Source organism: Paenarthrobacter histidinolovorans, assembly GCF_014647595.1.
GTDB classification, from domain to species: Bacteria; Actinomycetota; Actinomycetes; order Actinomycetales; family Micrococcaceae; genus Arthrobacter; species Arthrobacter histidinolovorans.
The window spans coordinates 157,678-180,640 of record NZ_BMPM01000003.1; the positions used below are offsets into that span (position 1 = coordinate 157,678).

At 63.7% G+C, this 22,963-nt stretch carries 21 protein-coding genes; 13 read left to right on the top strand and 8 right to left on the bottom strand.

All coding sequences use genetic code 11. The features are described from left to right. The first annotated feature begins 84 nt into the window (after window positions 1-84). Window positions 85-384 (top strand): DUF4193 domain-containing protein, encoded by a 300-nt coding sequence (locus IEY62_RS08750; RefSeq protein WP_189016169.1) that lies wholly within the window; start codon window positions 85-87, stop codon window positions 382-384. A gap of 27 nt (window positions 385-411) precedes the next feature. Here the strand turns inward: IEY62_RS08750 and IEY62_RS08755 are convergent, their stop codons facing one another. Further along, window positions 412-909, bottom strand: coding sequence for a DUF3093 domain-containing protein (locus IEY62_RS08755; protein ID WP_189016172.1), 498 nt, complete (start codon window positions 907-909; stop codon window positions 412-414). Window positions 910-1,004: 95 nt separating this feature from the next. Here IEY62_RS08755 and dut point away from each other — a divergent pair, with 95 nt between their 5' ends. The 4 genes from dut to IEY62_RS08775 all read left to right on the top strand — a co-directional run bounded on the left by dut (window position 1,005) and on the right by IEY62_RS08775 (window position 3,590). Next, the gene (gene dut / locus IEY62_RS08760) at window positions 1,005-1,535 is read left to right on the top strand and encodes a dUTP diphosphatase (protein WP_189016175.1); all 531 of its coding nucleotides are present in this window, start codon (window positions 1,005-1,007) and stop codon (window positions 1,533-1,535) included. 117 nt (window positions 1,536-1,652) lie between these two features. After that, on the top strand, window positions 1,653-2,411 hold the full coding sequence (locus IEY62_RS08765; RefSeq protein WP_189016179.1) for a DUF3710 domain-containing protein: 759 nt from the start codon (window positions 1,653-1,655) through the stop codon (window positions 2,409-2,411). Next, window positions 2,404-2,781, top strand: a complete 378-nt coding sequence (locus tag IEY62_RS08770) for a hypothetical protein (protein WP_189016182.1) — start codon at window positions 2,404-2,406, stop codon at window positions 2,779-2,781. Before IEY62_RS08765 ends, IEY62_RS08770 begins: the two co-directional genes overlap by 8 nt. A 134-nt stretch (window positions 2,782-2,915) precedes the next feature. Then, window positions 2,916-3,590 carry a DUF3159 domain-containing protein gene (locus IEY62_RS08775; RefSeq protein WP_407671496.1) on the top strand — a complete coding sequence of 225 codons (675 nt, stop codon included), beginning with the start codon at window positions 2,916-2,918 and terminating at the stop codon, window positions 3,588-3,590. Here IEY62_RS08775 and IEY62_RS08780 read toward each other — a convergent pair. Both IEY62_RS08780 and IEY62_RS08785 read right to left on the bottom strand, forming a co-directional pair. Beyond that, on the bottom strand, window positions 3,557-4,291 hold the full coding sequence (locus tag IEY62_RS08780) for a potassium channel family protein (protein ID WP_189016188.1): 735 nt from the start codon (window positions 4,289-4,291) through the stop codon (window positions 3,557-3,559). The two genes, IEY62_RS08775 and IEY62_RS08780, sit on opposite strands and share 34 nt — an antisense overlap. Then, window positions 4,291-4,962: a potassium channel family protein gene (locus IEY62_RS08785; RefSeq protein WP_189017231.1), complete on the bottom strand. Its 672-nt coding sequence runs from the start codon at window positions 4,960-4,962 to the stop codon at window positions 4,291-4,293. Before IEY62_RS08785 ends, IEY62_RS08780 begins: the two co-directional genes overlap by 1 nt. A 114-nt stretch (window positions 4,963-5,076) precedes the next feature. Between IEY62_RS08785 and IEY62_RS08790 the strand changes: the two genes are divergently transcribed. The 8 genes from IEY62_RS08790 to IEY62_RS08825 all read left to right on the top strand — a co-directional run bounded on the left by IEY62_RS08790 (window position 5,077) and on the right by IEY62_RS08825 (window position 16,040). Continuing rightward, complete coding sequence (locus IEY62_RS08790; RefSeq protein ID WP_035733924.1) at window positions 5,077-7,053, top strand: APC family permease; 1,977 nt, start codon at window positions 5,077-5,079, stop codon at window positions 7,051-7,053. After that, complete coding sequence (locus tag IEY62_RS08795; protein ID WP_189016191.1) at window positions 7,050-8,426, top strand: class I SAM-dependent RNA methyltransferase; 1,377 nt, start codon at window positions 7,050-7,052, stop codon at window positions 8,424-8,426. The genes IEY62_RS08790 and IEY62_RS08795 overlap by 4 nt, the downstream gene beginning before the upstream one ends. 230 nt (window positions 8,427-8,656) lie before the next feature. Then, window positions 8,657-11,464 carry an aconitate hydratase gene (locus IEY62_RS08800; RefSeq protein WP_189016194.1) on the top strand — a complete coding sequence of 936 codons (2,808 nt, stop codon included), beginning with the start codon at window positions 8,657-8,659 and terminating at the stop codon, window positions 11,462-11,464. Between the two features lie 178 nt (window positions 11,465-11,642). Next, complete coding sequence (dxs, locus tag IEY62_RS08805) at window positions 11,643-13,616, top strand: 1-deoxy-D-xylulose-5-phosphate synthase (protein ID WP_189016197.1); 1,974 nt, start codon at window positions 11,643-11,645, stop codon at window positions 13,614-13,616. Then, window positions 13,613-14,182 (top strand): DUF402 domain-containing protein, encoded by a 570-nt coding sequence (locus IEY62_RS08810; RefSeq protein ID WP_189016199.1) that lies wholly within the window; start codon window positions 13,613-13,615, stop codon window positions 14,180-14,182. Before dxs ends, IEY62_RS08810 begins: the two co-directional genes overlap by 4 nt. Continuing rightward, on the top strand, window positions 14,179-14,739 hold the full coding sequence (locus tag IEY62_RS08815; protein ID WP_189016202.1) for a hypothetical protein: 561 nt from the start codon (window positions 14,179-14,181) through the stop codon (window positions 14,737-14,739). The genes IEY62_RS08810 and IEY62_RS08815 overlap by 4 nt, the downstream gene beginning before the upstream one ends. Window positions 14,740-14,783: 44 nt before the next feature. Then, window positions 14,784-15,008 (top strand): helix-hairpin-helix domain-containing protein, encoded by a 225-nt coding sequence (locus IEY62_RS08820; protein WP_189016205.1) that lies wholly within the window; start codon window positions 14,784-14,786, stop codon window positions 15,006-15,008. A gap of 54 nt (window positions 15,009-15,062) precedes the next feature. Beyond that, on the top strand, window positions 15,063-16,040 hold the full coding sequence (locus tag IEY62_RS08825; protein ID WP_189016208.1) for an aldo/keto reductase: 978 nt from the start codon (window positions 15,063-15,065) through the stop codon (window positions 16,038-16,040). Window positions 16,041-16,106: 66 nt separating this feature from the next. Here IEY62_RS08825 and IEY62_RS08830 read toward each other — a convergent pair whose 3' ends face one another. The 5 genes from IEY62_RS08830 to IEY62_RS08850 form a co-directional block, all read right to left on the bottom strand. Further along, complete coding sequence (locus IEY62_RS08830) at window positions 16,107-18,251, bottom strand: 3-hydroxyacyl-CoA dehydrogenase NAD-binding domain-containing protein (protein ID WP_189016211.1); 2,145 nt, start codon at window positions 18,249-18,251, stop codon at window positions 16,107-16,109. After that, entirely contained in the window at window positions 18,248-19,525 is a 1,278-nt protein-coding gene (locus IEY62_RS08835) for a thiolase family protein (RefSeq protein ID WP_189016214.1), read from the bottom strand. Before IEY62_RS08835 ends, IEY62_RS08830 begins: the two co-directional genes overlap by 4 nt. 204 nt (window positions 19,526-19,729) lie before the next feature. Continuing rightward, complete coding sequence (locus tag IEY62_RS08840; RefSeq protein WP_189016217.1) at window positions 19,730-21,070, bottom strand: HRDC domain-containing protein; 1,341 nt, start codon at window positions 21,068-21,070, stop codon at window positions 19,730-19,732. A gap of 80 nt (window positions 21,071-21,150) precedes the next feature. Next, window positions 21,151-21,807: a DUF3000 domain-containing protein gene (locus IEY62_RS08845; protein WP_189016220.1), complete on the bottom strand. Its 657-nt coding sequence runs from the start codon at window positions 21,805-21,807 to the stop codon at window positions 21,151-21,153. Between the two features lie 71 nt (window positions 21,808-21,878). Next, window positions 21,879-22,952, bottom strand: coding sequence for a threonine aldolase family protein (locus tag IEY62_RS08850; protein WP_189017234.1), 1,074 nt, complete (start codon window positions 22,950-22,952; stop codon window positions 21,879-21,881). Window positions 22,953-22,963: the final 11 nt, after the last annotated feature.

A 22,963-nucleotide genomic window follows, 5' to 3' on the forward strand; every position in this document is an offset into this window, starting at 1 on the left:
CCGGCGTTGCACCCATACACCGGCGGCAGACAGTAAGTCGTCCCGGATCCCACCCAGAGCAGGTATGGAGGACGAAGAAAGACCATGGCCACGGATTACGATGCTCCTCGAAAGACCGAGGAAGACGTCAGCGAGGATTCCCTTGAGGAACTCAAGACGCGCCAATCGGGGAAACAGTCCTCAGCGGTGGACGTCGATGAGACCGATCTTGCCGATGGGTTCGAACTCCCGGGAGCCGACCTGTCCGGAGAAGAGCTCCTGATTCAGGTCATGCCGGCGCAAGCTGACGAGTTCACGTGTTTCAACTGTTTCCTGGTCAAGCACAGGTCCCAGATCGCTGCCGAACGGGGCGGTCACCTGTACTGCACGGAATGTGAAAGCTAGGCGGACGCATGGTCCCGCAGGCAGGGCTTAGGCGCGGGGTGTGCTGAGGGCGGCGACGAGCTCGTCGGGCCGGCGGGAGGAGGCGAGCCAGTAAGGGGTGCGGTCGGCCGGGTCGGTGATCTCGATCTTGACCACGGGATCGATCCAGCCCCGGAAGCACATGTAGGCCAACCCGTTCAGGCGTGGTCCGCGCTCGGCGGTTGCTTCTGCCTTCTTGAACGCCTCGACCGAACCCACGAACGCGCGGTCGATGCTGGCACGCCCCACGCGCACAGTGTCTGCGGTGACCGTGATGGTGGGAGTGGAAACGACCAGCATGGTGGTCATGATGGCCAGCAGGGCGAGGGCTGCGACAACCCCGGCAGTGGGGCTGATGGGTCCGAACATCAGCAGGCCGGCGCTTGACAGGCCCACAACGACAATCCAGATCCACAGCGACGGCCACAGCTTCTCCGTGTACAGGACCCCGGAAGTGGACGGGGTGTTCCGGGCAGGCACGGGGGAAGACTGGTCAGGCGTAGGCATGTACCCAGCTTATCCGTCAACGGACACCCCCGCGCGCAGGCCTTGCGGGGCCGCGACCGGGGCAGTCAGTGCCAATAACAGTAGAATGAACCACTGTGAGTAACGAGACCGCAGTATTCCGTACAGACGCCACCGGCCCGGAGGCGGAGACCACCGCAGCGTACGGCGCCCCGACCCTTGATGTTCAGCTGAAAATGCTCGACGCCGGCCTGGAGGCCCCGTCCTACGCCCACCCCGGCGATGCCGGAGCCGATCTCCGGGCCCGCGAGGACGTACAGCTTGCCCCAGGGGAACGGAAGCTCGTTCCGACGGGAGTCTCCATCGCCTTGCCGGACGGCTTCGTTGCCCTCATTCATCCGCGGTCGGGGCTCGCCACCAAGCACGGACTTACTGTGGTGAACGCTCCGGGAACCGTCGACGCCGGATACCGCGGCGAGATTGCCGTGACACTGCTCAACACCGACCAAAACAGCCCCATCAGCCTCAAACGCGGCGATAGAATTGCGCAGATGGTGATCCAGCGCGTGGAGTATGCGCGGTTCGTTCCCGTTGACCAGCTGTCCGAATCCGTCCGCGGCACAGGCGGCTTCGGTTCAACAGGCGGATTCAACGCACCGAAGGCCTGAGCCGGCCACTCATGCGGCGCGTGCCGCCGACTACCCTCTGACGCTGTTGCGCGGTTAACGTGGATTAACGTGGTTGCGGTTTACTTGGGGACAGACCACTACTAAGGAGAAAACCCAATGCTTTTTGGGCGCGGCAAGAAGTCCAAGGCCGAGCGGTCCGACACCGCCGGCACCGTCGAGGAATCCGGTGCCGAGGCGCAGGATCCCCAAACCAGTGAATCACCGGCACGCGGTGACTTCCGCCTGGGCAAAGGCCCCCTGGACGTGGACGAAATCGAGAGCCGTGAGGGATACGTTGACCTTGGTGCCCTGCTGATCGCGCCTGCCGAGGGTCTCCAGCTCCGTCTGGAGGTCGAAGAGGCAACACAACGCGTGGTGGCGGTGACGCTGGATCTGGCCGGCTCCAGCCTGCAGCTGCAGGCCTTTGCTGCGCCACGTTCAGAAGGGCTGTGGGACGAAATCCGGGAACAGATCACCCAGTCCGTCTCAAGCCAGGGCGGCGAAACGGAGGAAATCCAAGGGGAGTTCGGTACCGAGCTCGTCGCCAAGCTGCCCGCCGAAGCTGCTGACGGAAGCAAGGGATTCCGCGCAGCCCGCTTCATGGGCGTGGACGGGCCCCGCTGGTTCCTGCGGGGTGTCCTCGGTGGACAGGCTGCCCTGGAACGTGACGCGGCAGACGGTCTGGAGGAGCTTTTCCGTCGCGTAGTAGTGGTCCGTGGCGACAATCCCATGCCGCCGCGTGAATTGCTGCAGCTGCGCTTGCCCAAGGATGCTGCCGTTCCCGGTCCGGCAGCCGCTCCCCAGGGAACGGTGCCGCCAACGGATCCAAGCCTTCAACAGCCCGAGCGGGGTCCGGAGATTACCCAGATTGGCTGACTCGCCGGGCCACGGTGGAGTGGCGTCCCAGCTTCCCGCGGAACGGGGGATCCGAGATCTTCCCGAGCGGGGAAGGGCGGTATGCACGGGGATCATCGAGTCGGTGACGCACCAGCCGCCCAGCGAACAGCCATTCTTCTCCGCCATGGTGGTGGACGCCCTCAGGCCCGGAATCCAGCCCTCCGCGACAAGCGGAGGAGCCAGGAAACCCTATGATCGCTTGCGCGTTATCTGGCTCGGCCGGACACGTGTACCGGGAATCGAAGCCGGCGTGGAACTTCGCCTCAACGGCATGGTGACGCAGCTGGATGGTTTCCCGGCAATGTTCAATCCGCGCTACGAAATACTTTCCCGTCAGGAGCACCTATGACCGTCGCCAAAGGATCAGATCCCAAGGACACCGGACCGTCTTCGCCCCAGCGCGGCGAGGACCAGCGCGGCGAGGACCGGCGCGGCGAGGGGCCCGGCCTGGAGGCACCGGCGTCCGCCACGGATGGGCCGCGCATGTCCGACATCGCCGCCGGATACGCCGAAAAAGCAGGCCTTCACCGCAACAGTGCCGGCCACGTGGACATGTTGAAGTCTGCCGGCGGTGTGCAGGGCATTGCGGAGAGTATCCTTCCCGGGCTTGTCTTCCTGGTGACTTTCACCATCACCCGGGACCTGACGCCGTCGCTTGTTGCCGCCTTGGCGACGGCAGCAGTCTTCACCGTCGTCCGCTTGATCCAGCGGCGCCCCCTGACGCAGGCGTTGGCCGGCGTGGTCGGCGTCGGTATTTCCGCCTGGTTGGCGAACACAACCGGCAAGGCTGAGGACTTCTACGTGCTTGGCTTCTTCACCAACCTCGCCTACATCGCCGGCATGGTGCTTTCCATTGTGCTCAAGTGGCCCGTGGCCGGACTGCTCTTCGGGTTTGTGCGCAACGAGGGACTGGATTGGCGGAAGGATCCGGAACGGCTCCGGGCCTACAAACTCGGCACCTGGATAGTAGTGGCCGTGCTCGCCCTGCGCCTGGTAGTGCAGGTTCCCCTGTACTTCATGGGCGAGGACGGATTGACAGCACTTGCCACCACCCGCCTGCTGATGGGCGCCCCGCTCTACATCCTGGGCCTGTGGGTGGCCTGGCTGGTCACCAAGCCCGGAGATCAGCCGTCAAAGCCGTCGTCGTCAGCTGCCTGATCCGTTTCCGCGGCGTGTCCACCTGAGTCTTCGCCTGCGCCTGAATTCTTCGACAACAAGGCCCGCAGTCCATCTTCCGCTGCGATGGTGGTGACGAAGAAGAGTTCGTCACCACCATCGAGGACGTCGTCCCGCGTGGGTGTGATGGGGGCCTGGTCACGCAGGATGGCCACAAGCGTCGAATCTTCGGGCCATTCAATCGCACCCACGGTGCTTCCGATCACATGGGAGTCGTGCGGAACAGTGAATTCCACGATGGATGCCACGCCGGTTTGCAGGGTCAGCAGGCGTACGATGTCGCCAATTTCCACGGCTTCCTCAACGAGGGCCGTCATGAGCTGGGGAGTGTTCACCGCCACGTCCACACCCCAGGAGTCGTTGAACATCCAGTCGTTCTTCGGGTTGTTGACGCGTCCTACGGTGCGTCCGACGCCGAACTCGGTCTTGGCAAGGAGCGATACCACCAGGTTGACCTTGTCGTCGCCTGTGGCGGAAACCACGACGTCGGCGTCGTCGAGTTTGGCGTCCTGCAGGGTGCTCAGCTCACAGGCGTCGCCCACCAGCCAGCGGGCACCGCGAAGTCCGCTGCGACCAATGACCTCGGGCTTGAGATCGATGAGCAGGATCTGGTGATGGTGGGCCAGGAGCTCGCGTGCAATGGACGAGCCGACGCTGCCTGCGCCAACAATGACAACTTTCACTAAGACTCCTTGGCGGGTGCTTTGGCGAGGATCCGGCTGATCTCGGATGTTCGGTCCAGGCTCAGCATGGCGTGGACCGTGTCGCCTTCCTGGTAGGCGGTGGTGGCTTGCGGAAGCAAGCCCTCGCCGAAGCGGGTAAGGAAGGCGATGCGGATACCGGCGGCCTCTTCGATGGAGCTGAGCCTGTGGCCGATCCAATCCTGGTGCAGGTCCACTTCAGCCAGGACCAAACGGCCTGATGGTTCACGGTAATCGCCGGCCAGGTGTTGTTCGGGCAGGATGCGGCGAAGGACCTGGTCGGCACTCCAGCGCACCGCAGCAACGGTGGGGATGCCCAAGCGCTGGTAGATCTCGGCGCGTCCCGGATCGTAGATCCTGGCCACCACATGGGCAACATGGAACGTCTCGCGGGCCACGCGGGTGGCCAGGATGTTCGAGTTGTCGCCACTGGAGACGGCAGCGAAAGCGTAGGCCTCCTCGACGCCGGCCTGCTTGAGGGTGTCGCGGTCAAAGCCCACTCCGGTGACCTTGCGCCCGGTAAAGGACTTCCGCAACCGGCGGAAGGCCCGCTCGTCCTGATCGATGATGGCCACGGAATGGCCCGCATCCTCCAATGTGTGTGCCAGAGTTGCGCCAACACGCCCGCAACCCATGATCACGAAGTGAGCCACCATGTCTCCTAATGTGTGTTGTCCGTGCCGCTCGGTATGACTTTACCGTCGCCGGCGGGCTACGCACGCCTTGGTCGTCATGACATCGCAGGGTATTCAGAGTAGCTTTGCGGAGTGCTGACAATTTTGAATGCCGCGAAGCGGGTGCTGGTGGGCCGGCCTGTCCGGAACGACCGCCTGTCCCACACGTTGTTGCCCAAACGCATCGCATTGCCGATCTTCGCCTCGGACGCCCTGTCCTCGGTGGCGTACGCCCCGGATGAAATCCTGCTCACGCTGGCCCTTGCCGGGGTCAGCGCTGTGGCGTTCTCGCCCTTGGTTGGCCTCGCCGTCATGGTGGTGTTGCTCACAGTGGTGGCCTCCTACCGCCAAAACGTCCACGCCTACCCATCAGGTGGCGGCGACTACGAGATTGCGAACGTCAATCTCGGCAAGTATGCGGGCCTCACGGTTGCGTCGGCATTGCTGGTTGACTACGTGCTCACTGTTGCGGTGTCCATGTCGTCAGCTGCGACGTACCTGACTACCGCCATCCCCTCGCTCCACGGACAGCAGGCGTTGATCGCCACCATAGGCGTCACAATCCTTGCGCTGGTCAACCTGCGGGGAATCAAGGAAGCCGGCACCGTCTTCGCCATTCCCACCTACATCTTCATGGCATCGATCCTGGGCATGACCGCCGTTGGCCTCTTCCAAGCGGCGACCGGACAGCTGGGGGAGGCCCCGTCAGCGAACTTCACCATCGTTCCCGCCCCCGGATTCGATGAGGGTCTGGTGGGACTCGCCGGTGCTTTCCTGCTGCTTCGGGCGTTCTCCTCGGGGGCCGCGGCCCTCACCGGCGTCGAGGCCATCAGCAACGGTGTCCCGAACTTCAAGAAACCCAAGAGCAAGAATGCCGCGACGACGCTGCTGCTCCTGGGCGTCATTGCCGCGTCCATGCTGGCGGGAATCCTGTACCTGGCCAACGCCACCAAAGTCCACATTGTGCTGGACCCGGCCAAGGAGTTCCTGGTCGATGGCAAGCCACTTCCAGAGGACTACATCCAGACCCCTGCCATCAGCCAGATCGCCGATACGATCTTTGGCTCGGGCTCCATTCTCTTCTACATCGTGGTTGCGGCCACGGGCATCATCCTGGTGTTTGCCTCCAACACCGCCTTCAACGGATTTCCCGTTCTGGGCTCCATCCTTGCGCAGGACGGCTACCTTCCCCGCCAGTTGCGCACCAGGGGCGACAGGTTGGCGTTCAGCAACGGTGTCCTGGCCCTGGCCGCCGGAGCGTTGGTCCTGATCCTCGCGTTCAACGCCGATGTGACCAAGCTGATCCAGCTCTACATCGTGGGCGTCTTCATCTCCTTCACCGCAAGCCAGCTGGGCATGATCCGCCACTGGGGCCGCGAGCTGAAGCTGGCGAAGGACAAAGTTGTCCGCAGGCGCATCATCAAATCCCGCACCATCAACATGATGGGTTTCGGGATGACGGCGCTGGTGCTGGTGATCGTCCTCATCACAAAGTTCGAACAGGGTGCCTGGATCGCCCTGCTCGCGATGTTTATCCTGTTCCTCATCATGTGGAGCATCCGGGCACACTACGACAACGTGGCCAAGGAACTCGCAGTGGACGAGGACTCGTCTCCCCGCGCACTGCCCACCCGGGTCCATGCTGTTCTTCTCGTCTCGCACGTGCGTAAACCGGTCCTGAGGGCGTTGGCCTATGCCCGTGCATCAAGGCCTTCACGTTTGGACGCCGTGACCGTGGACATCAACTCCGAAGAGACAGAGCACACCGTCAGGGACTGGGAAAAGCTGGAAATTCCCGTTCCCCTGACTGTTTTGGCCAGCCCTTACCGTGAAACCGTGACGCCCATCATGGACTACATCAAGACCATGCGCCGGGACTCACCCCGCGACCTCATCGTCGTGTACATCCCGGAGTACGTGGTGGGCAAGTGGTGGGAACAGCTGGTCCACAACCAGACAGCACTCAGAATCAAGACGAGGCTCCACTTTGAACCTGGAGTCATGGTTGCCAGCGTTCCGTGGCAGCTGAAGTCGTCCGAAGAAGCAAAGGCACTGCAGGATACCCAATGACCTCCCACAGCAATCCGCCCCGCACAGGGCACAACGACACCAGCGGAACCCAGGCAGTGGAAGGTGATGAACTCGTCGTCAGCGTCGGTCCGATCGCCCACGGCGGGCATTTCGTCGCACGGCACGAGGGCCGCGTTATCTTCGTACGGCATGCCATCCCCGGTGAGAAGGTCCGCGTCCGATTGACCGACTCCGGCGAGTCGTCCCGCTTCTGGCGTGCCGACGTCGTGGAGGTCCTGGAAGCCTCGCCCGACCGCGTTCCGCACTTTTGGAGGGCCGCGGATTCCCTGGCGTCCTGGAACCGTGGCGCCCCGCCCGTCGGCGGCGCGGAACTGGGGCACATTTCACTCAAGCGGCAGCGCAGCCTGAAATCGGAGGTCCTGGCCGAGCAGCTGAAACGGCTCGCCGGCCTGGATCTTGCCATCGAAGTTGAGGCAGTCGGCGGGAACCACGACGACGGACTCGGCTGGCGTACGCGCGCCAGCTTCGCGGTGACCTCCAAAGGCCGTTTGGGCATGCATGCACACCGGTCGGACGTGGTGCTTCCGGTCAAGGAGATGCCTTTGGCACTGCAGGGGATCAACGACCTCAGGCTGTGGGATGTTGACCTTTCCGGCATCGCCCGCGTAGAGGTCGCCGTGCCCGCCAACGGTTCCAGGCCGTTGATTCTCCTGGCTCCGGAGGAAGGTACCAGTCCCAAACGGCTGCACAGCATCGTGTCCCAACTGCCAGGGGATGTTTCCGTGGCAGGTTTCGACCCCGGCAAAGGCGAGGTTGAGCAACTGCGGGGGAGGACCTGGGTGCAGGAGAGCGCTGCGGGCCACGACTACCGGGTGACGGGAGAGGGTTTCTGGCAGATCCATAAAGACGCGCCGGACACCCTGGTTGGAGCTGTGAGCGACTATCTTTCGCGTGGCGGGTATCTGGAGCCCGGCGCGGCAGTCGCCGATCTCTATGCCGGTGCCGGGCTGTTTACGGCCCCCCTGGCGGACGCCGTGGGGATTACCGGCTCGGTCCTCTCTGTCGAAGGCTCCCCGGGCACCAGCCGCGACGCCCGGAAGAACCTCCACGGCGCGCCCCAGGTGGAAATAGTCCAGGGCCGGGTGGAGCGGGTCCTGCACCAGCAGTCCCGCAGCTTCGACTCCTTGGTGTTGGATCCCCCGAGGGCCGGCGCCGGCAAAACAGTGGTCAAGCAATTAATGGCCACCGGCCCCCGTGCAATCGCCTATGTGTCCTGCGATCCCGCTTCCTTTGCGCGTGATCTGGGTTACTTCCACCAGGGTGGGTGGCGGCTCGAGTCGTTGCGGGCTTTTGATCTTTACCCCAATACCCACCACCTTGAAACGGTCGGCCTGATCGTTCCTGCCGCCTAGCAGGGCCGGCCCCGGTCCGCGGGACACCGCGGGCGGGGCGGCTTTGGCCAATGGCTGCCCGTGGCGGAGGCAATGCCACTACGATGGGCGTAGTAGTCCCGCTCCGCAGGAATGAACACCCCCGGAGTGGGGTGACCAACAGAGATGCCGCCCGGCTAAGTAAGGTCCACCTAACTGGCTAGCGGCCAACCACGCGACAAAGATGAAACTGTTGCGAGAGGAGTCCTGCCATGAGCACTGTGGACAGCTTCGGTTCCAAAGGCGTACTGAATGTAGCCGGCACCGACTATGAAATTTTCCGGTTGAACTCCGTAGAGGGCGCAGACAGCCTTCCGTTCAGCCTTAAGGTATTGCTTGAAAACCTCCTGCGGACTGAGGATGGCGCCAATATAACGGCTGACCATGTCCGCGCCCTGGCCGGTTGGGATCCCAACGCGGAGCCCGACACGGAAATCCAGTTCACCCCGGCACGTGTCATCATGCAGGACTTCACTGGCGTTCCCTGCGTTGTTGACCTGGCCACCATGCGTGAAGCCGTCAAGGAACTTGGCGGCGACCCCAAGCGCGTCAACCCGTTGGCGCCTGCGGAAATGGTCATCGACCACTCCGTCCAGATCGACGCTTTCGGCAACGCCGGCGCGCTGGAACGCAACATGGAAATCGAATACCAGCGCAATGGTGAGCGCTACCAGTTCCTTCGCTGGGGCCAGACCGCGTTCGACGACTTCAAGGTCGTTCCCCCGGGAACCGGTATTGTCCACCAGGTCAACATCGAATACCTGGCACGCACCGTCATGACCCGCGAGGTCGACGGCGTTCTCCGCGCCTACCCCGACACCTGCGTGGGCACTGACTCCCACACCACCATGGTCAACGGCCTTGGCATCCTGGGTTGGGGCGTCGGCGGCATTGAAGCCGAGGCAGCAATGCTCGGCCAGCCCGTCTCCATGCTTATTCCGCGCGTCGTCGGCTTCAAGCTCAACGGCAGCATTCCGGCCGGCGCAACCGCTACGGACGTCGTCCTGACCATCACCGAAATGCTGCGCAAGCACGGTGTTGTGGGCAAGTTCGTCGAGTTCTACGGCGAAGGCGTTGCGGCTGTGCCGCTGGCAAACCGCGCCACCATCGGCAACATGAGCCCGGAATTCGGTTCCACGGCCGCCATGTTCCCGATCGACGACGTCACCTTGGACTACCTGCGCCTGACCGGCCGCTCCGAAGAGAACGTAGCCCTTGTGGAGGCGTACACCAAGGAGCAGGGTCTCTGGCACGATCCTTCCCGCGAACTGCGTTTCTCCGAGTTCCTCGAGCTGGACCTCTCCACGGTTGTCCCGTCCATCTCCGGCCCGAAGCGTCCCCAGGACCGCATCGAGCTCACGGACGCCAAGGAGCAGTTCCGCAAGGACATCCACAACTACGTCTCCATTGAAGACGGCAGCGTGGACGAAGCCTTGGACGAGTCCTTCCCCGCTTCCGATTCGCCGTCGTTCACGCACGCCGACTCGCACACCACGGAGACGGCACGCGTTGCGTCCGCCGCCAACGGTGCGAACGGCCGTCCGTCGTCGCCGGTTCACGTGAAGACGGCCGACGGACGCGAGTTCGAACTGGACCACGGCGCAGTGTCGATCGCCTCGATCACGTCCTGCACCAACACGTCCAACCCCTCCGTCATGCTGGCTGCCGCCCTCCTGGCACGCAACGCCGTTGACAAGGGCCTCACCTCCAAGCCGTGGGTCAAGACGTCTGTCGCCCCCGGCTCCAAGGTGGTCACGGACTACTACGAAAAGTCCGGCCTGACCCCGTACCTCGAGAAGCTCGGCTTCTACATCGTGGGCTACGGTTGCGCCACGTGCATCGGCAACTCCGGCCCGCTTGAGCCGGAAATCTCCGAAGCCATCCAGGCCAACGACCTCTCCGTCACGGCAGTCCTCTCGGGCAACCGCAACTTCGAAGGCCGCATCAACCCGGACGTCAAGATGAACTACCTGGCTTCGCCGCCGCTGGTCATCGCTTACGCACTGGCCGGTTCCATGGACTTCGACTTCGACACCGATGCCCTGGGCACCGACTCCGAAGGCAATGAAGTCTTCCTGAAGGACATCTGGCCGAACCCCACCGAGGTGCAGGAAGTCATCGACTCCTCCATCGACGAGGCCATGTTCGCCAAGGGTTACGAAGGCGTCTTCGACGGCGACGACCGCTGGAAGGCGCTCGACACGCCTGCTGGCGACACCTTCGCCTGGGCCGAGGACTCCACCTACGTGCGGAAGCCCCCGTACTTCGAGGGCATGAAGGCGCAGCCGGATCCCGTCAACGACATCTCGGGTGCCCGCGTACTCCTGAAGCTTGGCGATTCCGTCACCACGGACCACATCTCCCCGGCCGGCTCCTTCAAGTCGGACACCCCCGCGGGCCAGTACCTCCTGGCCAACGGCGTGGAGCGCAAGGACTTCAACTCCTACGGTTCACGCCGTGGCAACCACGAAGTCATGATCCGCGGTACCTTCGCCAACATCCGCATCAAGAACCAGCTCCTGGACGGCGTCGAAGGTGGCTTCACCCGCGACTTCAGCCAGGAAGGTGCACCGCAGGCGTACGTCTACGACGCCGCCCAGAACTACCAGGCTGCGGGAACGCCGCTGGTTGTCCTGGCAGGCAAGGAATACGGTTCCGGTTCGTCCCGTGACTGGGCAGCCAAGGGCACCGCGCTCCTGGGCGTCAAGGCAGTCATCGCCGAGAGCTACGAGCGTATCCACCGCTCCAACCTGATCGGCATGGGCGTCCTTCCGCTCCAGTTCCCGGCCGGCGAGTCCGCCGCAACGCTGGGCCTGACCGGTACGGAAACCTTTGCAGTTGAAGGCGTCACCGAGCTGAACAACGGCACCACGCCCAAGACGCTCAAGGTCACGGCAACGGCTGAGGACGGCACGTCCAAGTCCTTCGATGCTGTGCTGCGTATCGATACACCGGGCGAAGCGGACTACTACCGCAACGGTGGCATCCTGCAGTACGTTCTGCGTCAGATCTCCGCGTAGGTCACGCGGCTGGTTTCAGCCGATGACAGTGCCATGCAGCCCCGGCTGGTCGTTTGACCGGCCGGGGCTGCTGGCGTCCGGGAGATTACCCGCCCCGCCGAAGCCGCGGCCGGGGAAACGCGCGGCACCGGGCACGCGCTAAAGTTAACGAGCACGTCATTCACCCTAAGGAGGGCCGTTGGGACTTTTGGAAACCGTCAAGGATCCACAGGACCTGGCCAAACTGTCCGGCAAAGAGCTGGAAGAATTGGCTGGCGAAATCAGGACGTTCCTGATCACCAACGTCGCCGCGACAGGCGGCCATCTGGGTCCGAACCTGGGTGTGGTTGAACTCACCCTTGCAGTCCACCGGATGTTCGATTCCCCGCGCGACAGCATCGTCTTCGACACCGGCCACCAGTCCTACGTCCATAAACTCCTGACGGGCCGTCAGGACTTCAGTACACTCCGGCAACAGGGTGGTCTCTCCGGTTACCCGGATCGTGCCGAGTCCGAACACGACATCGTGGAAAGCTCCCACGCTTCCTCGTCGTTGTCCTGGGCAGACGGGATCTCCCGCGCCCGGCAGTTGACCGGCGAGGGCGACCGGTTCGTCGTCGCGGTTGTTGGCGATGGCGCGCTGACAGGCGGCATGACGTGGGAGGCCATCAACAATATTGCCGCTGACAAGCGGCGCCGCGTGGTGATCGTGGTTAACGACAACGGGCGTTCCTATGCCCCCACCGTCGGCGGTTTCGCCGACTATCTTGCCTCGCTGCGTCCCACCATCGACTCGCTCCGCACCGCCCCGGCGTACGAGCGCATGCTCGACTGGTGGAAGAAGAAGCTGCAGAACGGCGGCCCCGCCGGCCAGTTCACGTACAAGAGCCTGCACGCCATGAAGAAGGGCATCAAGGACTGGTGGGCCCCGCAGGGTATGTTCGAGGATCTGGGGATGAAGTACATCGGCCCCGTGGACGGACATAACCTCCAGGCCATGGAACATGCGCTCAACACCGCCAAAGCCTACGGCGGGCCGGTGATTGTCCATGCCATGACCGAGAAGGGCCACGGGTATGCGCCCGCCCTCGCCAACGAAGCAGACCAGTTCCATGCCGTGGGTATCATCGACCCCGAAACAGGGGAGTCCACTGAAATTCCCGGCGCCAGGTCCTGGACGTCAGTGTTCGCCGAGGAGATCGCGGACATTGCTGACGAGCGCGAGGACATCGTCGGCATCACCGGCGCCATGCTGATCCCGGTGGGGCTGCATAAGTTCGCAGAGCGCCACCCGGAACGCGTCATCGACGTCGGCATTGCCGAGCAGCATGCCCTGACCTCCGCGGCGGGAATGGCTTTCGGCGGCCTGCACCCTGTGGTTGCCGTCTACGCCACCTTCCTGAACCGGGCCTTCGACCAACTCCTCATGGACGTTGCCTTGCACAAGGCCGGCGTCACCATCGTCCTGGACCGCGCCGGTGTGACCGGGCCGGATGGCCCCAGCCACCACGGCATGTGGGACATGGCCATGGTCCAGATCGTGCCCGGCCTGCATCTGGCGGCCCCTCGCGATGCCACCCGGCTCCGCGAGGAGCTGCGGGAAGCTGTGGGCATCAACGACGCTCCCACCGTTGTGCGCTTCTCCAAGGGCAGTGTAGGTTCCGAAATTGAAGCCATCGAACGCCTCCACGACGGCGTGGATATTCTTGCGCGCAGGCCTGTGGGGTCCGTTGAGAACGACGTCCTGATTGTCAGCGTTGGTGCCATGTCCGAGTTGGCCTTGGACGTGGCCGACCGTTTGGGAGCCCAAGGCATCAGTTCAACAGTGGTGGACCCGCGGTGGGTTTTGCCCGTCCGGAAATCCATCATCGCCCTGGCAGCACGGCACCGCCTGGTGATCTGCATCGAGGACGGCGTACGCGCCGGAGGCGTTGGTTCCCGTATCCGTCAGGAGATGCGTGCAGCCGGCGTGGATACTGCCCTGAACGAGGTCGGTTTGCCGGTGGAGTTCCTGGTGCACGGCTCCCGTGGCCAGGTGCTGGAGCGCGTTGGACTGACCGCGCAAAAGATAACGCACGACGTCGTTGCCCAGGTTTTGGGGACCAAGGTCCCCTTCGCACGCCCACTCCCTGGTCAGGAGCACCCGACCACCGGCAGTTTGCCCACTCTGTGAGGGAGGAACGCGGACCGGGCGCCCTGCAGCCCGGAGACCTTGTGGTGGCGCGGAACAGGAAGTGGGACGGCACCGCCCACTGGGTTGTTCCCAGCCGTTATCTTGGTGAAGACATTCACGGCTGGTGGATATTCCAGGGAGCGGGGGAGTTCTGTTCCCGGCCGGGGGCGGCGTTCTACACCGCTTCCGATGCCGTGCTGCTGGTCCCCAGGACAGGCGAGTACGTGGCAACGTTCTACGACGACAGCTACCCGGGCGACTTCCGCATTTATGTGGACCTGGCAACGGCGCACGCCTGGACTCCCATCAAGGCCGGTGTGACCGAGTTCCACATGATCGACATGGATCTGGACGTCATCCGCTCCACCAAGCACGGGGTGTTTGTGGATGACGAGGATGAGTTCGAGCAACACCGGGTGGCCATGGGCTATCCGGAAGAAACCGTGGATTCCATGCGCGCCGAGTGCGCAGCGCTTTTCGAAGCAGTGGACACCATGCAACCACCGTTCGACGTTCCAGGGTCCAACAGTCCCAGCGCCGAGTGGTTCAGGAAAGGACGCGCATGACCGGGATTATCCGGACGTACAAGACAGATGACGAGGGTGTCCTTCACTTTCGTGAAGCCTGGTACGACGACGAAGACCAGCAGTTCGTGGTTAACCACGGGGTAGTTGGCCACCAGAGCAAGACCAACGAAACCGGAGTGGATGACGAGTCCGCCGTTGAGGGGCTGATGACCGCCTTCGCTGCCCAGTGCGAGGAAGACGGCTACGCGGAGATTCCCGAATCCGAACAGTTCTGGGTGGTGGCGCAGATCGCGCTGAAGACCAAGGACGGCACTGAACGCGACAGGCACCTGGAACGGAAGGCGAAAGCTGCCCTGACCGGCGAACTCGCCTGGCGTGGCCTGGGGATTGTGGACCGCTCTGAAATCGGCAACGGCCACCTCAACATCTTTTGCCTGTGCCCGGACGTCAACAAGGCGGTCAACGCCATCAAGATCTGTGTACGCGGCGAAGACCTGGACTTCACCAAGCTCACGGTGGCTGCAGCGCCCCATGGCGATCCCACCGCGTTCAAGGTGAAGCACTCGCCCAAGCAGGGTATGGGCTTTAGTCTCTAAGTAGCACCCAAAGCACTGGCTTCATCGCACAAGGAGGGATCCCCATGTCGTCCAAGAGCAATTGGCCCGGACATACGCCTTTGCCCAAAGGCCTGGCAGCGCCGGCCAAACGGGCACTGGCCCATCAGGGCATAGAAACACTGGAGCAGCTTGCCGAGTACGGTGAGGGCCAGGTCTCCAAGCTCCACGGCATGGGGCCCGTGGCCATCGCCCAGCTTGAGGATGCCATGGAGGAATCGGGAATCTCGTACGGCACCGCAGGAGGCTAGGGTTTTGTTGCCCGGGGTGACTATCTTCCCGTGACGGCGGGATAGGGTGAATTCATGACTGAATACCGACGCCTTGGCCATTCCGGACTGACCGTCTCAGCTGTAGGGCTGGGCTGCAACAACCTGGGGCGTGCCAACACGCCCACGGAGTCCCAGGAAGGCACTGACGCAGTTGTCCGCGCCGCCGTTGAAGCCGGGGTGACGTTCTTCGACGTCGCCGATGTCTACGGACGCGAGCCGGGGCTCAGCGAAACCATGCTTGGAAAAGCGTTGAAGGGTCACCGGGACGATGTCGTGATCGGCACCAAGTTCGGCATGGACATGCGCGGGGTTAACGGCAACGACTTTGATGCCCGCGGTTCACGGCGGTACATCGTGAAGGCTGTGGAAGCGTCCCTGAGGCGGCTGGACACTGACTGGATCGACCTTTACCAGTTCCACACACCGGATGCCCGGACCCCGATCGAAGAGACCTTGGCTGCCTTGGATGATTTGGTCTCAAGCGGAAAAGTCCGCTACATCGGCCATTCCAACTTTGCCGGCTGGCAGATAGCACAGGCAGAGTATGTGGGACGCGAATCAGGTGGCGTCCGTTTCGTTTCCACCCAAAACCACTACAACCTCCTGGACCGCCGCGCTGAACTCGAGGTCCTTCCGGCGGCAGGGGCTTTCTCCCTGGGGGTGTTGCCGTACTTCCCGCTCGCCAATGGATTGCTCACGGGAAAGTACTCGGCCGGGAAGGCGCCGGAAGGCTCCAGGCTGAGCCACACCCGGACCAACCTGGTGCACGATGCCGACTGGGAGCAGCTGGGCCGTTTTAGCCAGTTCGCCAAGGAGCGCGGCATCAGCGAGCTGCAGTTGGCTTTCTCATGGCTCGCCGCCCAGCCCGGAGTCAGCAGCGTTATTGCCGGTGCGACCCGGCCGGAACAGATCCGCGAGAATGCTGAAGCGGTCTGCTGGGTACCAACACAGGATGACCGTGATGAGCTGGACGACATTTTCCCGAAGTCACCCAAGGTGGCGCTCTTCTGATCCAATGCAGAAAACGGGCCGGGCCCGGAGCAATTGCTCCGGGCCCGACCCATTTAATCGTTTGGCCTAGGCCGGGGCTGAAGCTGCTCCCGGTGCCAGGAACCGCTTGCCGTTGACCCTTTCAGAGGCGCCCACCCGGTCCAGGTAGGGGGTGATTCCGCCCAGGAACATCGGCCATCCGGCGCCCATGATGACGCACAGATCGATATCCTCGGGACCAGCCACGACGCCTTCTTCGAGCATGAGCCCGATTTCTTCGGCCAGGGCATCCTGGGTGCGGCGCAGCACTTCCTCGCCTGTGGACGGCGTGTTGCCGAATGACATGATGGCCAGAGTCTCGGCGGGAATGACCGGTTTCCCCTCGGGGCCCGGGACCCACAGGGATTTCACTCCGTTGTCGATCAGCTTCTGCAGGTTTTGCGAGACCGGGAAGCGGTCACCGAATGCTGCGTGCAGGGACTCTTGCACATGCTGTGCCACCGGAAGTCCCACCATGGCGCTAAGGGTGAACGGCGACATGGGCAGGCCCATGGGACGCAGTGCGGTATCGGCAACCTCTGCCGGGGTTCCTTCGTCGAAGGCTGCGATGACCTCGCCCATGAGGCGAAGCAGGATGCGGTTCACCACGAAGGCGGCCGCGTCCTTGACCAGCACCGCGGTCTTTTTCAGTCCTTTGGCGAGTTCGAACGCCGTGGCGAGGACGGCGTCGTCGGTCTTCGGCGCTTTCACGATCTCAAGAAGCGGCATGACAGCCACCGGGTTGAAGAAGTGGAAGCCCACCAGGCGCTCCGGGTGCTTCAAATCTTCGGCCATGGCGGTCACGGACAGCGAGGAAGTGTTGGTCGCCAGAATGCACTCCGGGGAGACGATTTCTTCCACCTCGGCGAAGACCTGCTTCTTGATGTGCAGTTCTTCGAAGACAGCCTCGATCACGAAATCAGCGTCGGCAAAGGCAGCCTTGGACACAGAACCGGTGACCAAGGCCTTGGTCCTGTTCGCGGCGTCGGGCTTGATCCGCTTTTTCGCCAGCATTTTGTCCACTTCCGCGTGGACGTAGGCTACGCCCTTGTCCACTCGCGCCTGGTCGATGTCCGTCATCACAACGGGGACCTTCAGTTGCCGCGCGAACAGCAATGCCAACTGGCTGGCCATGAGTCCAGCACCCACTACGCCGATTTTGCTTACAGGACGTGCGAGCTTGCGGTCCGGGGCGCCGGCAGGGCGCTTGGAGCGCTTCTGCACCAGGTCCAGGAAGGCGTAAACAGTGGAACGGAATTCGTCCGTCTGCATGAGTCCGGCGAGCGTTTCGCATTCGAGTTCTGCCGACTCCTGCTGCGTCATGGTCCTGTTGGCTTCCATGACGTCCAGGACTTTGGCCGGCGCGGGCGACGCGTTGGAGGTTTTGGCCTCAACGAACGCCCGTCCTGCCGCCACCGCAGCGGCCCAGCGGGCGGCCACGGCATCGTCGGCGGCGTTCACGGCGTTCTTTCGCTCCGGTGTGGCTTCCCCTGCGATGACACGTGCGGCCCACGCCAGGGACTGTTCCACGAAATCTGCGGGCTCAAAGAGAGCATCTGCTATCCCCAGCTCGTAAGCCTGCGGCCCGGTGAGTGTCCTGTTGTTGGTCAGCGGGTTCTCGATCATAACCTTGACCGCGTTCTCGGGGCCGATCAGGCGCGGAAGGATGTAAACGCCACCCCAGCCGGGGACCAGGCCGATGAAGGCTTCGGGGAGCGCCAGCGCGCCGGCACCCGTGGAGACGGTCCTGTAGGTGGACTGCAGGGCGATCTCCAACCCGCCGCCGAGGGCCAGTCCGTTGATGAACGCGAAACTGGGAACGCCGAGATCGGCCAGCGTCGCGTAGACGGCGTGCCCGAGCTGGGCCATCCAGAGACCATGTTCGCGCTCCTTGAGGGTCTTCACAGCCGAGAGGTCGGCGCCGGCCACAAGGAAATACGGCTTGCCCGTGACGCCGACACCCACAATTTCGCCCCGCGAGGCGCGCTCTTTGAGCCCGTCCAGGACGTTGCCGAGTTCAACCAGCGTGTTGGGGCCCAACGTGGTGGGTTTTGAATGGTCCAAACCGTTGTCCAGTGTGATGAGTGCAAAGGTTCCCGCCCCGCCGGGGAGCTGGATGTCCTGGACGTATGAATGCGTGACGACCTCGTCGGGGAACAGTGCGGCGAGCTTCTGGAATTCTGAGGCGCTCATGCGGCGGCTCCTTCAGTGGGGGCGGAAATGGCGGTTGTGTCCTCAGAGGTGGACGATGCGTAGTCGGCGTGATGGGGGTTCTCCCAAATGACCGTGGCGCCCATTCCAAGGCCAATGCACATGGTGGTGATGCCGTAGCGGACGGAAGGGTCCTCTTCGAACTGGCGCGCGAGCTGGTTCATCAGCCTCACGCCTGAGGAAGCCAGCGGATGTCCGACGGCGATCGCCCCGCCATAGCGGTTAACCCGCGGGTCGTCGTCGGCGATTCCGAAGTGGTCCAGGAAGCTCAGCACCTGTACGGCGAACGCTTCGTTGATCTCGAACAGTCCTATGTCCTCGATGCCGAGCCCGGCATTCTTCAGCGCCTTTTCCGTGGCCGGGACAGGGCCGATGCCCATGACTTCGGGCTCGACGCCGGCGAAAGCGTAGGATACGAGGCGCATTTTGACGGACAGACCGAGTTCCTCGGCCGCTTCCGCTGAAGCCAGGACGGCGGCAGTGGCTCCGTCGTTCAACCCGGCGGCGTTTCCTGCGGTCACCCGACCGTGTGCGCGGAACGGAGTGCGCAGTTCAGCCAGGTCCGCCACGGTGGTGCCGGGGCGTGGCGGTTCGTCGGTGGTGTGCAGGGCCCATCCCTGGCCCGGTTTCATGGTGGCAACCGGTACGAGGTCGTGCTGGATCTGCTCGTTGGAGTAGGCGGCCGCCAGCTTGGCCTGCGAGGCTGCTGCGTAAGCGTCCGTCCGGTCCTTGGTGATTGCCGGGAAGCGGTCGTGCAGGTTTTCGGCGGTGTTGCCCATGTTCAGTGCTGCGGGGTCCACGAGCCGCTCGGACATGAAGCGCGGGTTGGGGTCCGCTCCAGCGCCCATGGGGTGGTTGCCCATGTGTTCCACGCCGCCCGCGATGACGACGTCGTAGGCGCCGAAGCCGATGCCGCTCGCCGTCGTCGTTACCGCGGTCATGGCACCTGCGCACATGCGGTCGATGGCGAAGCCGGGAACGGAGCGGGGGAGACCGGCCAAGAGGGCCGCTGTGCGGCCGATGGTCAGGCCCTGGTCTCCGGTCTGGGTGGTGGCGGCGATGGCTACTTCGTCGACGCGCTCTGCGGGAAGGGAGGGGTTTCGCCTCATGAGCTCGCGGATGCACTTGACCACCAGGTCATCGGCGCGGGTTCCAGCGTAGATACCCTTTTCGCCTGCTTTGCCAAAGGGTGTACGGACACCGTCCACGAAGACGACGTCCCGGACGTTCCGCTGAGCACTGCGTGATGGACTCATGTATTTACTCCTCGTTGAGACATGGCACCGTGTCCCGCTGGGCGGGAGCCGGGTTGGCATTACTGCAATGTTACTCGTGGGTAACTTAGCGTGCAAGGCCAGTGGCCTCACGCCGTCCGAGCACCACGCAAAAGGCCCGCCGCCACGAACATAGGTTCGGGCGGCGGGCCGGTGCGACGTGGGTGGCCACCAAGCTGGTGGGCACTAAGAGTCCTGGGACTGCTGTGCTTCTTTGGCCTTGGATTCCTTGGCCGGCAACGGATTCGGGTTCAAGCAGGACTCGGTCAGGATCGGTGCGGCGATGGCGATCTGCCACTGCCTTGCACCAAGTGTCTGCAGTTCCTGTGAAACGGACTCCAACGAAAGGTCCGCTGGCGGCCGCCACGTTATCCGCCTGAGGTAGTCAGGGGTCAGCAGGTTCTCTACGGGCAAGTTGAGTTCGTCGGCCTTGGCCTGGAGCGCCGGCCTCGCCGTGGCCAGTCGTGCAGCTGCTTCCGGGTCCCGGTCTGCCCACACCCGCGGAGGCGGTGGAGCGTTTGTTGGCAGGTGCAGGGGAGGCAGGTCCGTCATTGACCTGGCGTTCGTGATGCAGCGCAGCCAGCGCGGAGCTTCCCGTTGGGCTGACCTGCCGTGGAAGCCCTTGGTGGCCAGAAGTTGGGGGACGGTGGTTGGCATGGCCTTGGCCGCCGCTACCAGGGCAGAATCGGGGATGAGCCGGCCTGGCGCGACGTCGCGTTTGCGGGCCAGCTGGTCGCGTTCCTGCCACAGTTCCCGGACAGCAGCCAGTTGGCGGCGGTCGCGGATCTGGTGGAGGCCGGAAGTCTTGCGCCACGGGTCGACCCTGGGCGCCGGAGTACCGGCGGCGAGGATACCGGCGAACTCCTGTTCTGCGTATTCCAATTTGCCGTCGGCCTCGAGCAATTCAATGAGTTCTTCGCGCAGTTCGGCGAGGACCTCGACGTCGAGCGCTGCGTACCGCAGCCAGGGTTCCGGCAGCGGCCGGGTTGACCAGTCCGCGGCAGAGTGTTCTTTGGCGAGGCCGAAACCGAGCAGTTGCTCGATCACAGCCGCCAGGCCGACGCGGGGAAGTCCGGCGAGCCTCGCGGCGAGCTCAGTGTCGAAAAGCTTGTCCGGCCACATGCCAAGCTCCGACAGGCAGGGCAGGTCCTGCGTGGCGGCGTGCAGGATCCATTCGACCCCGCGCAGGGCGTCATTGACGATGTCCAGGTTGTCGAAAGGCTCGGGGTCGATAAGCCAGGTACCGGCGCCTTCGCGCCGGATCTGTACCAGGAAGGCACGCTGGCCGTAGCGGAACCCGGAAGCACGCTCGGCATCGACGCCGGCAGGTCCAGTGCCGGCCGCTATTGCAGCTGCGCATCGTTCCAGGCCGGCCGGTGTGTCGATGACCAGGGGGACACCCTCTCGTGGGGTGTCGAGATCAATGACTTCAGGGACGTGGCTGTCAAAGCCGTCAACCTTGATGTGGGTGGTGGGATCAGCAACCGGATCGCCGGCTGTGGTGTTTTCCAGGTTTTCAGGGGTCATGGTGGCTTAAGCTTACCGATTCGTCCCGCAACGGGGCGCTTTTGCCTTGCGGAGCGCAGGTGCCACGGCGAACCTGGCAGTCAATTGCGCCTCCTGTTGGGCAGGCCGGTCACCCCTGGCGGCAGGGGAGGCAGCCCGGCGAAGGTGCACACCATGTCGGACCAGGCTTCCAGGTGCGACTGGACGTCTGAGCTGGCAGGGGTCCAGGAAGCTCGGAGCTCGATGTCGATGGTGTCGGGCCGCTCAGCCAGGGTGCCGAAGCTTTCGGAGAGAATGCGGGTGGCCGTACCGCCGGCAGCCCTGTAGGGGGCTGAGCGGTGCTCCAGTGCTTCCACAAGCCACGTCCATGCCACCGATCCGAGCATGGAGTCGTTTCCCATTTCGGCATCCATCTGGGCCCGGATATACGTGACGATCCTGAACTCGCCTTCCCACACTGCCGAGCCTTCCGGATCGTAGAGGAGGATGAAGCGGCCGGTGGCCAGTTCGTCTTCGTCTTCGCTGGATGGGCTGCTGGCCTGGCTCTTGGCGAAAGCCTTGGCTGCGGGTCCGTGGACGGGAACCTGGCGGGTTTCGGCGGTGGGGCTGAAGACTTCAGCGCCCAAGGCCACTGCGTAGGGGGCCAAGCGTGCGGGGGCGGGGATTTCGTCCAGCCGCAACTCGCTGCGGCATTGGGCTTTTCGTAGCGTTCCCAAGGCGAAGAGAAAGTCCTGGGGAACTTGTGCGAGGGCGTTCACACTCGCAGATTATGCGTCCGGGGCGGCGAAGCTGTGCAGGCTCGCCGCCCCGGGCCACAGGCGAATCGGCGTTACGCCAGTTCCTGCTTGATCGCCGCAACGAAGGTGTCGATGTCTTCTTCGGTGGTGTCGAAGGAGCACATCCACCGGACCTCGCGCCGGGCGGCATCCCAATCATAGAAAGCGAAGGACTTCCGCAGGCGGTCGGCAACGCCTTCCGGGAGGACGGCGAAGACGCCATTGGACTGGGTCGCCTGGGTGGGCTCGACGCCGTCGATCCCTTCAACGGCGCTGCGCAGGCGGGTGGCCATGGCGTTGGCGTGAGCCGCGGACCGCAGCCAGAGCCCGTCCTCCAGCAGTGCAATGAACTGGGCCGAAATGAAGCGCATCTTCGAAGCCAACTGCATGTTCATCTTGCGCAGGAACTTCAGGCCGTCGGCGGCTTCAGGGTTGAGGGCCACCACCACTTCGCCGAAGAGCAGCCCGTTCTTGGTCCCGCCGAACGAGAGGATGTCCACTCCGGCGTCACGGGTAAATGCACGCAAGGGTACGTCCAGGTGAGCCGCAGCGTTGGCCAGCCGCGCGCCGTCCATGTGCAACTTCATGCCCTTGGAGTGGGCGTGGTCGGCAATGGCACGAACTTCTTCCGGCGTGTAGCAGGTGCCCAGTTCCGTTGTCTGGGTAATGGAAACAACCAGCGGCTGTGCGCGGTGTTCGTCGCCCCAGCCCCATGCCTCACGGTCGATGAGCTCCGGGGTGAGTTTCCCGTCCTCGGTGGGAACCTGCAGGAGCTTGATTCCGCCGATACGCTCCGGTGCACCGTTCTCGTCCATGTTGATGTGCGCGGTGGAAGCGCAGATCACCGCCCCCCAACGTGGCAGCAGCGACTGCAGCGACAGGACATTGGCGCCGGTGCCGTTGAAGACGGGGAAGGTCTCGATGCCTTCGCCGAACTGTTGTTCCAGGATTGACTGCAGCCGGGCCGTGTACACGTCCTCGCCGTACGAGACCTGGTGACCACCGTTGGCGGCCGCCAACGCTGCAAGAATCTCCGGGTGCACGCCTGAGTAGTTGTCGGAAGCAAAACCCCTGACCGCGGGGTCGTGCAGCTGGCCGGCCTCGGAAATGTGGCCCGTGCTGGGCATTGCCTCTGTTG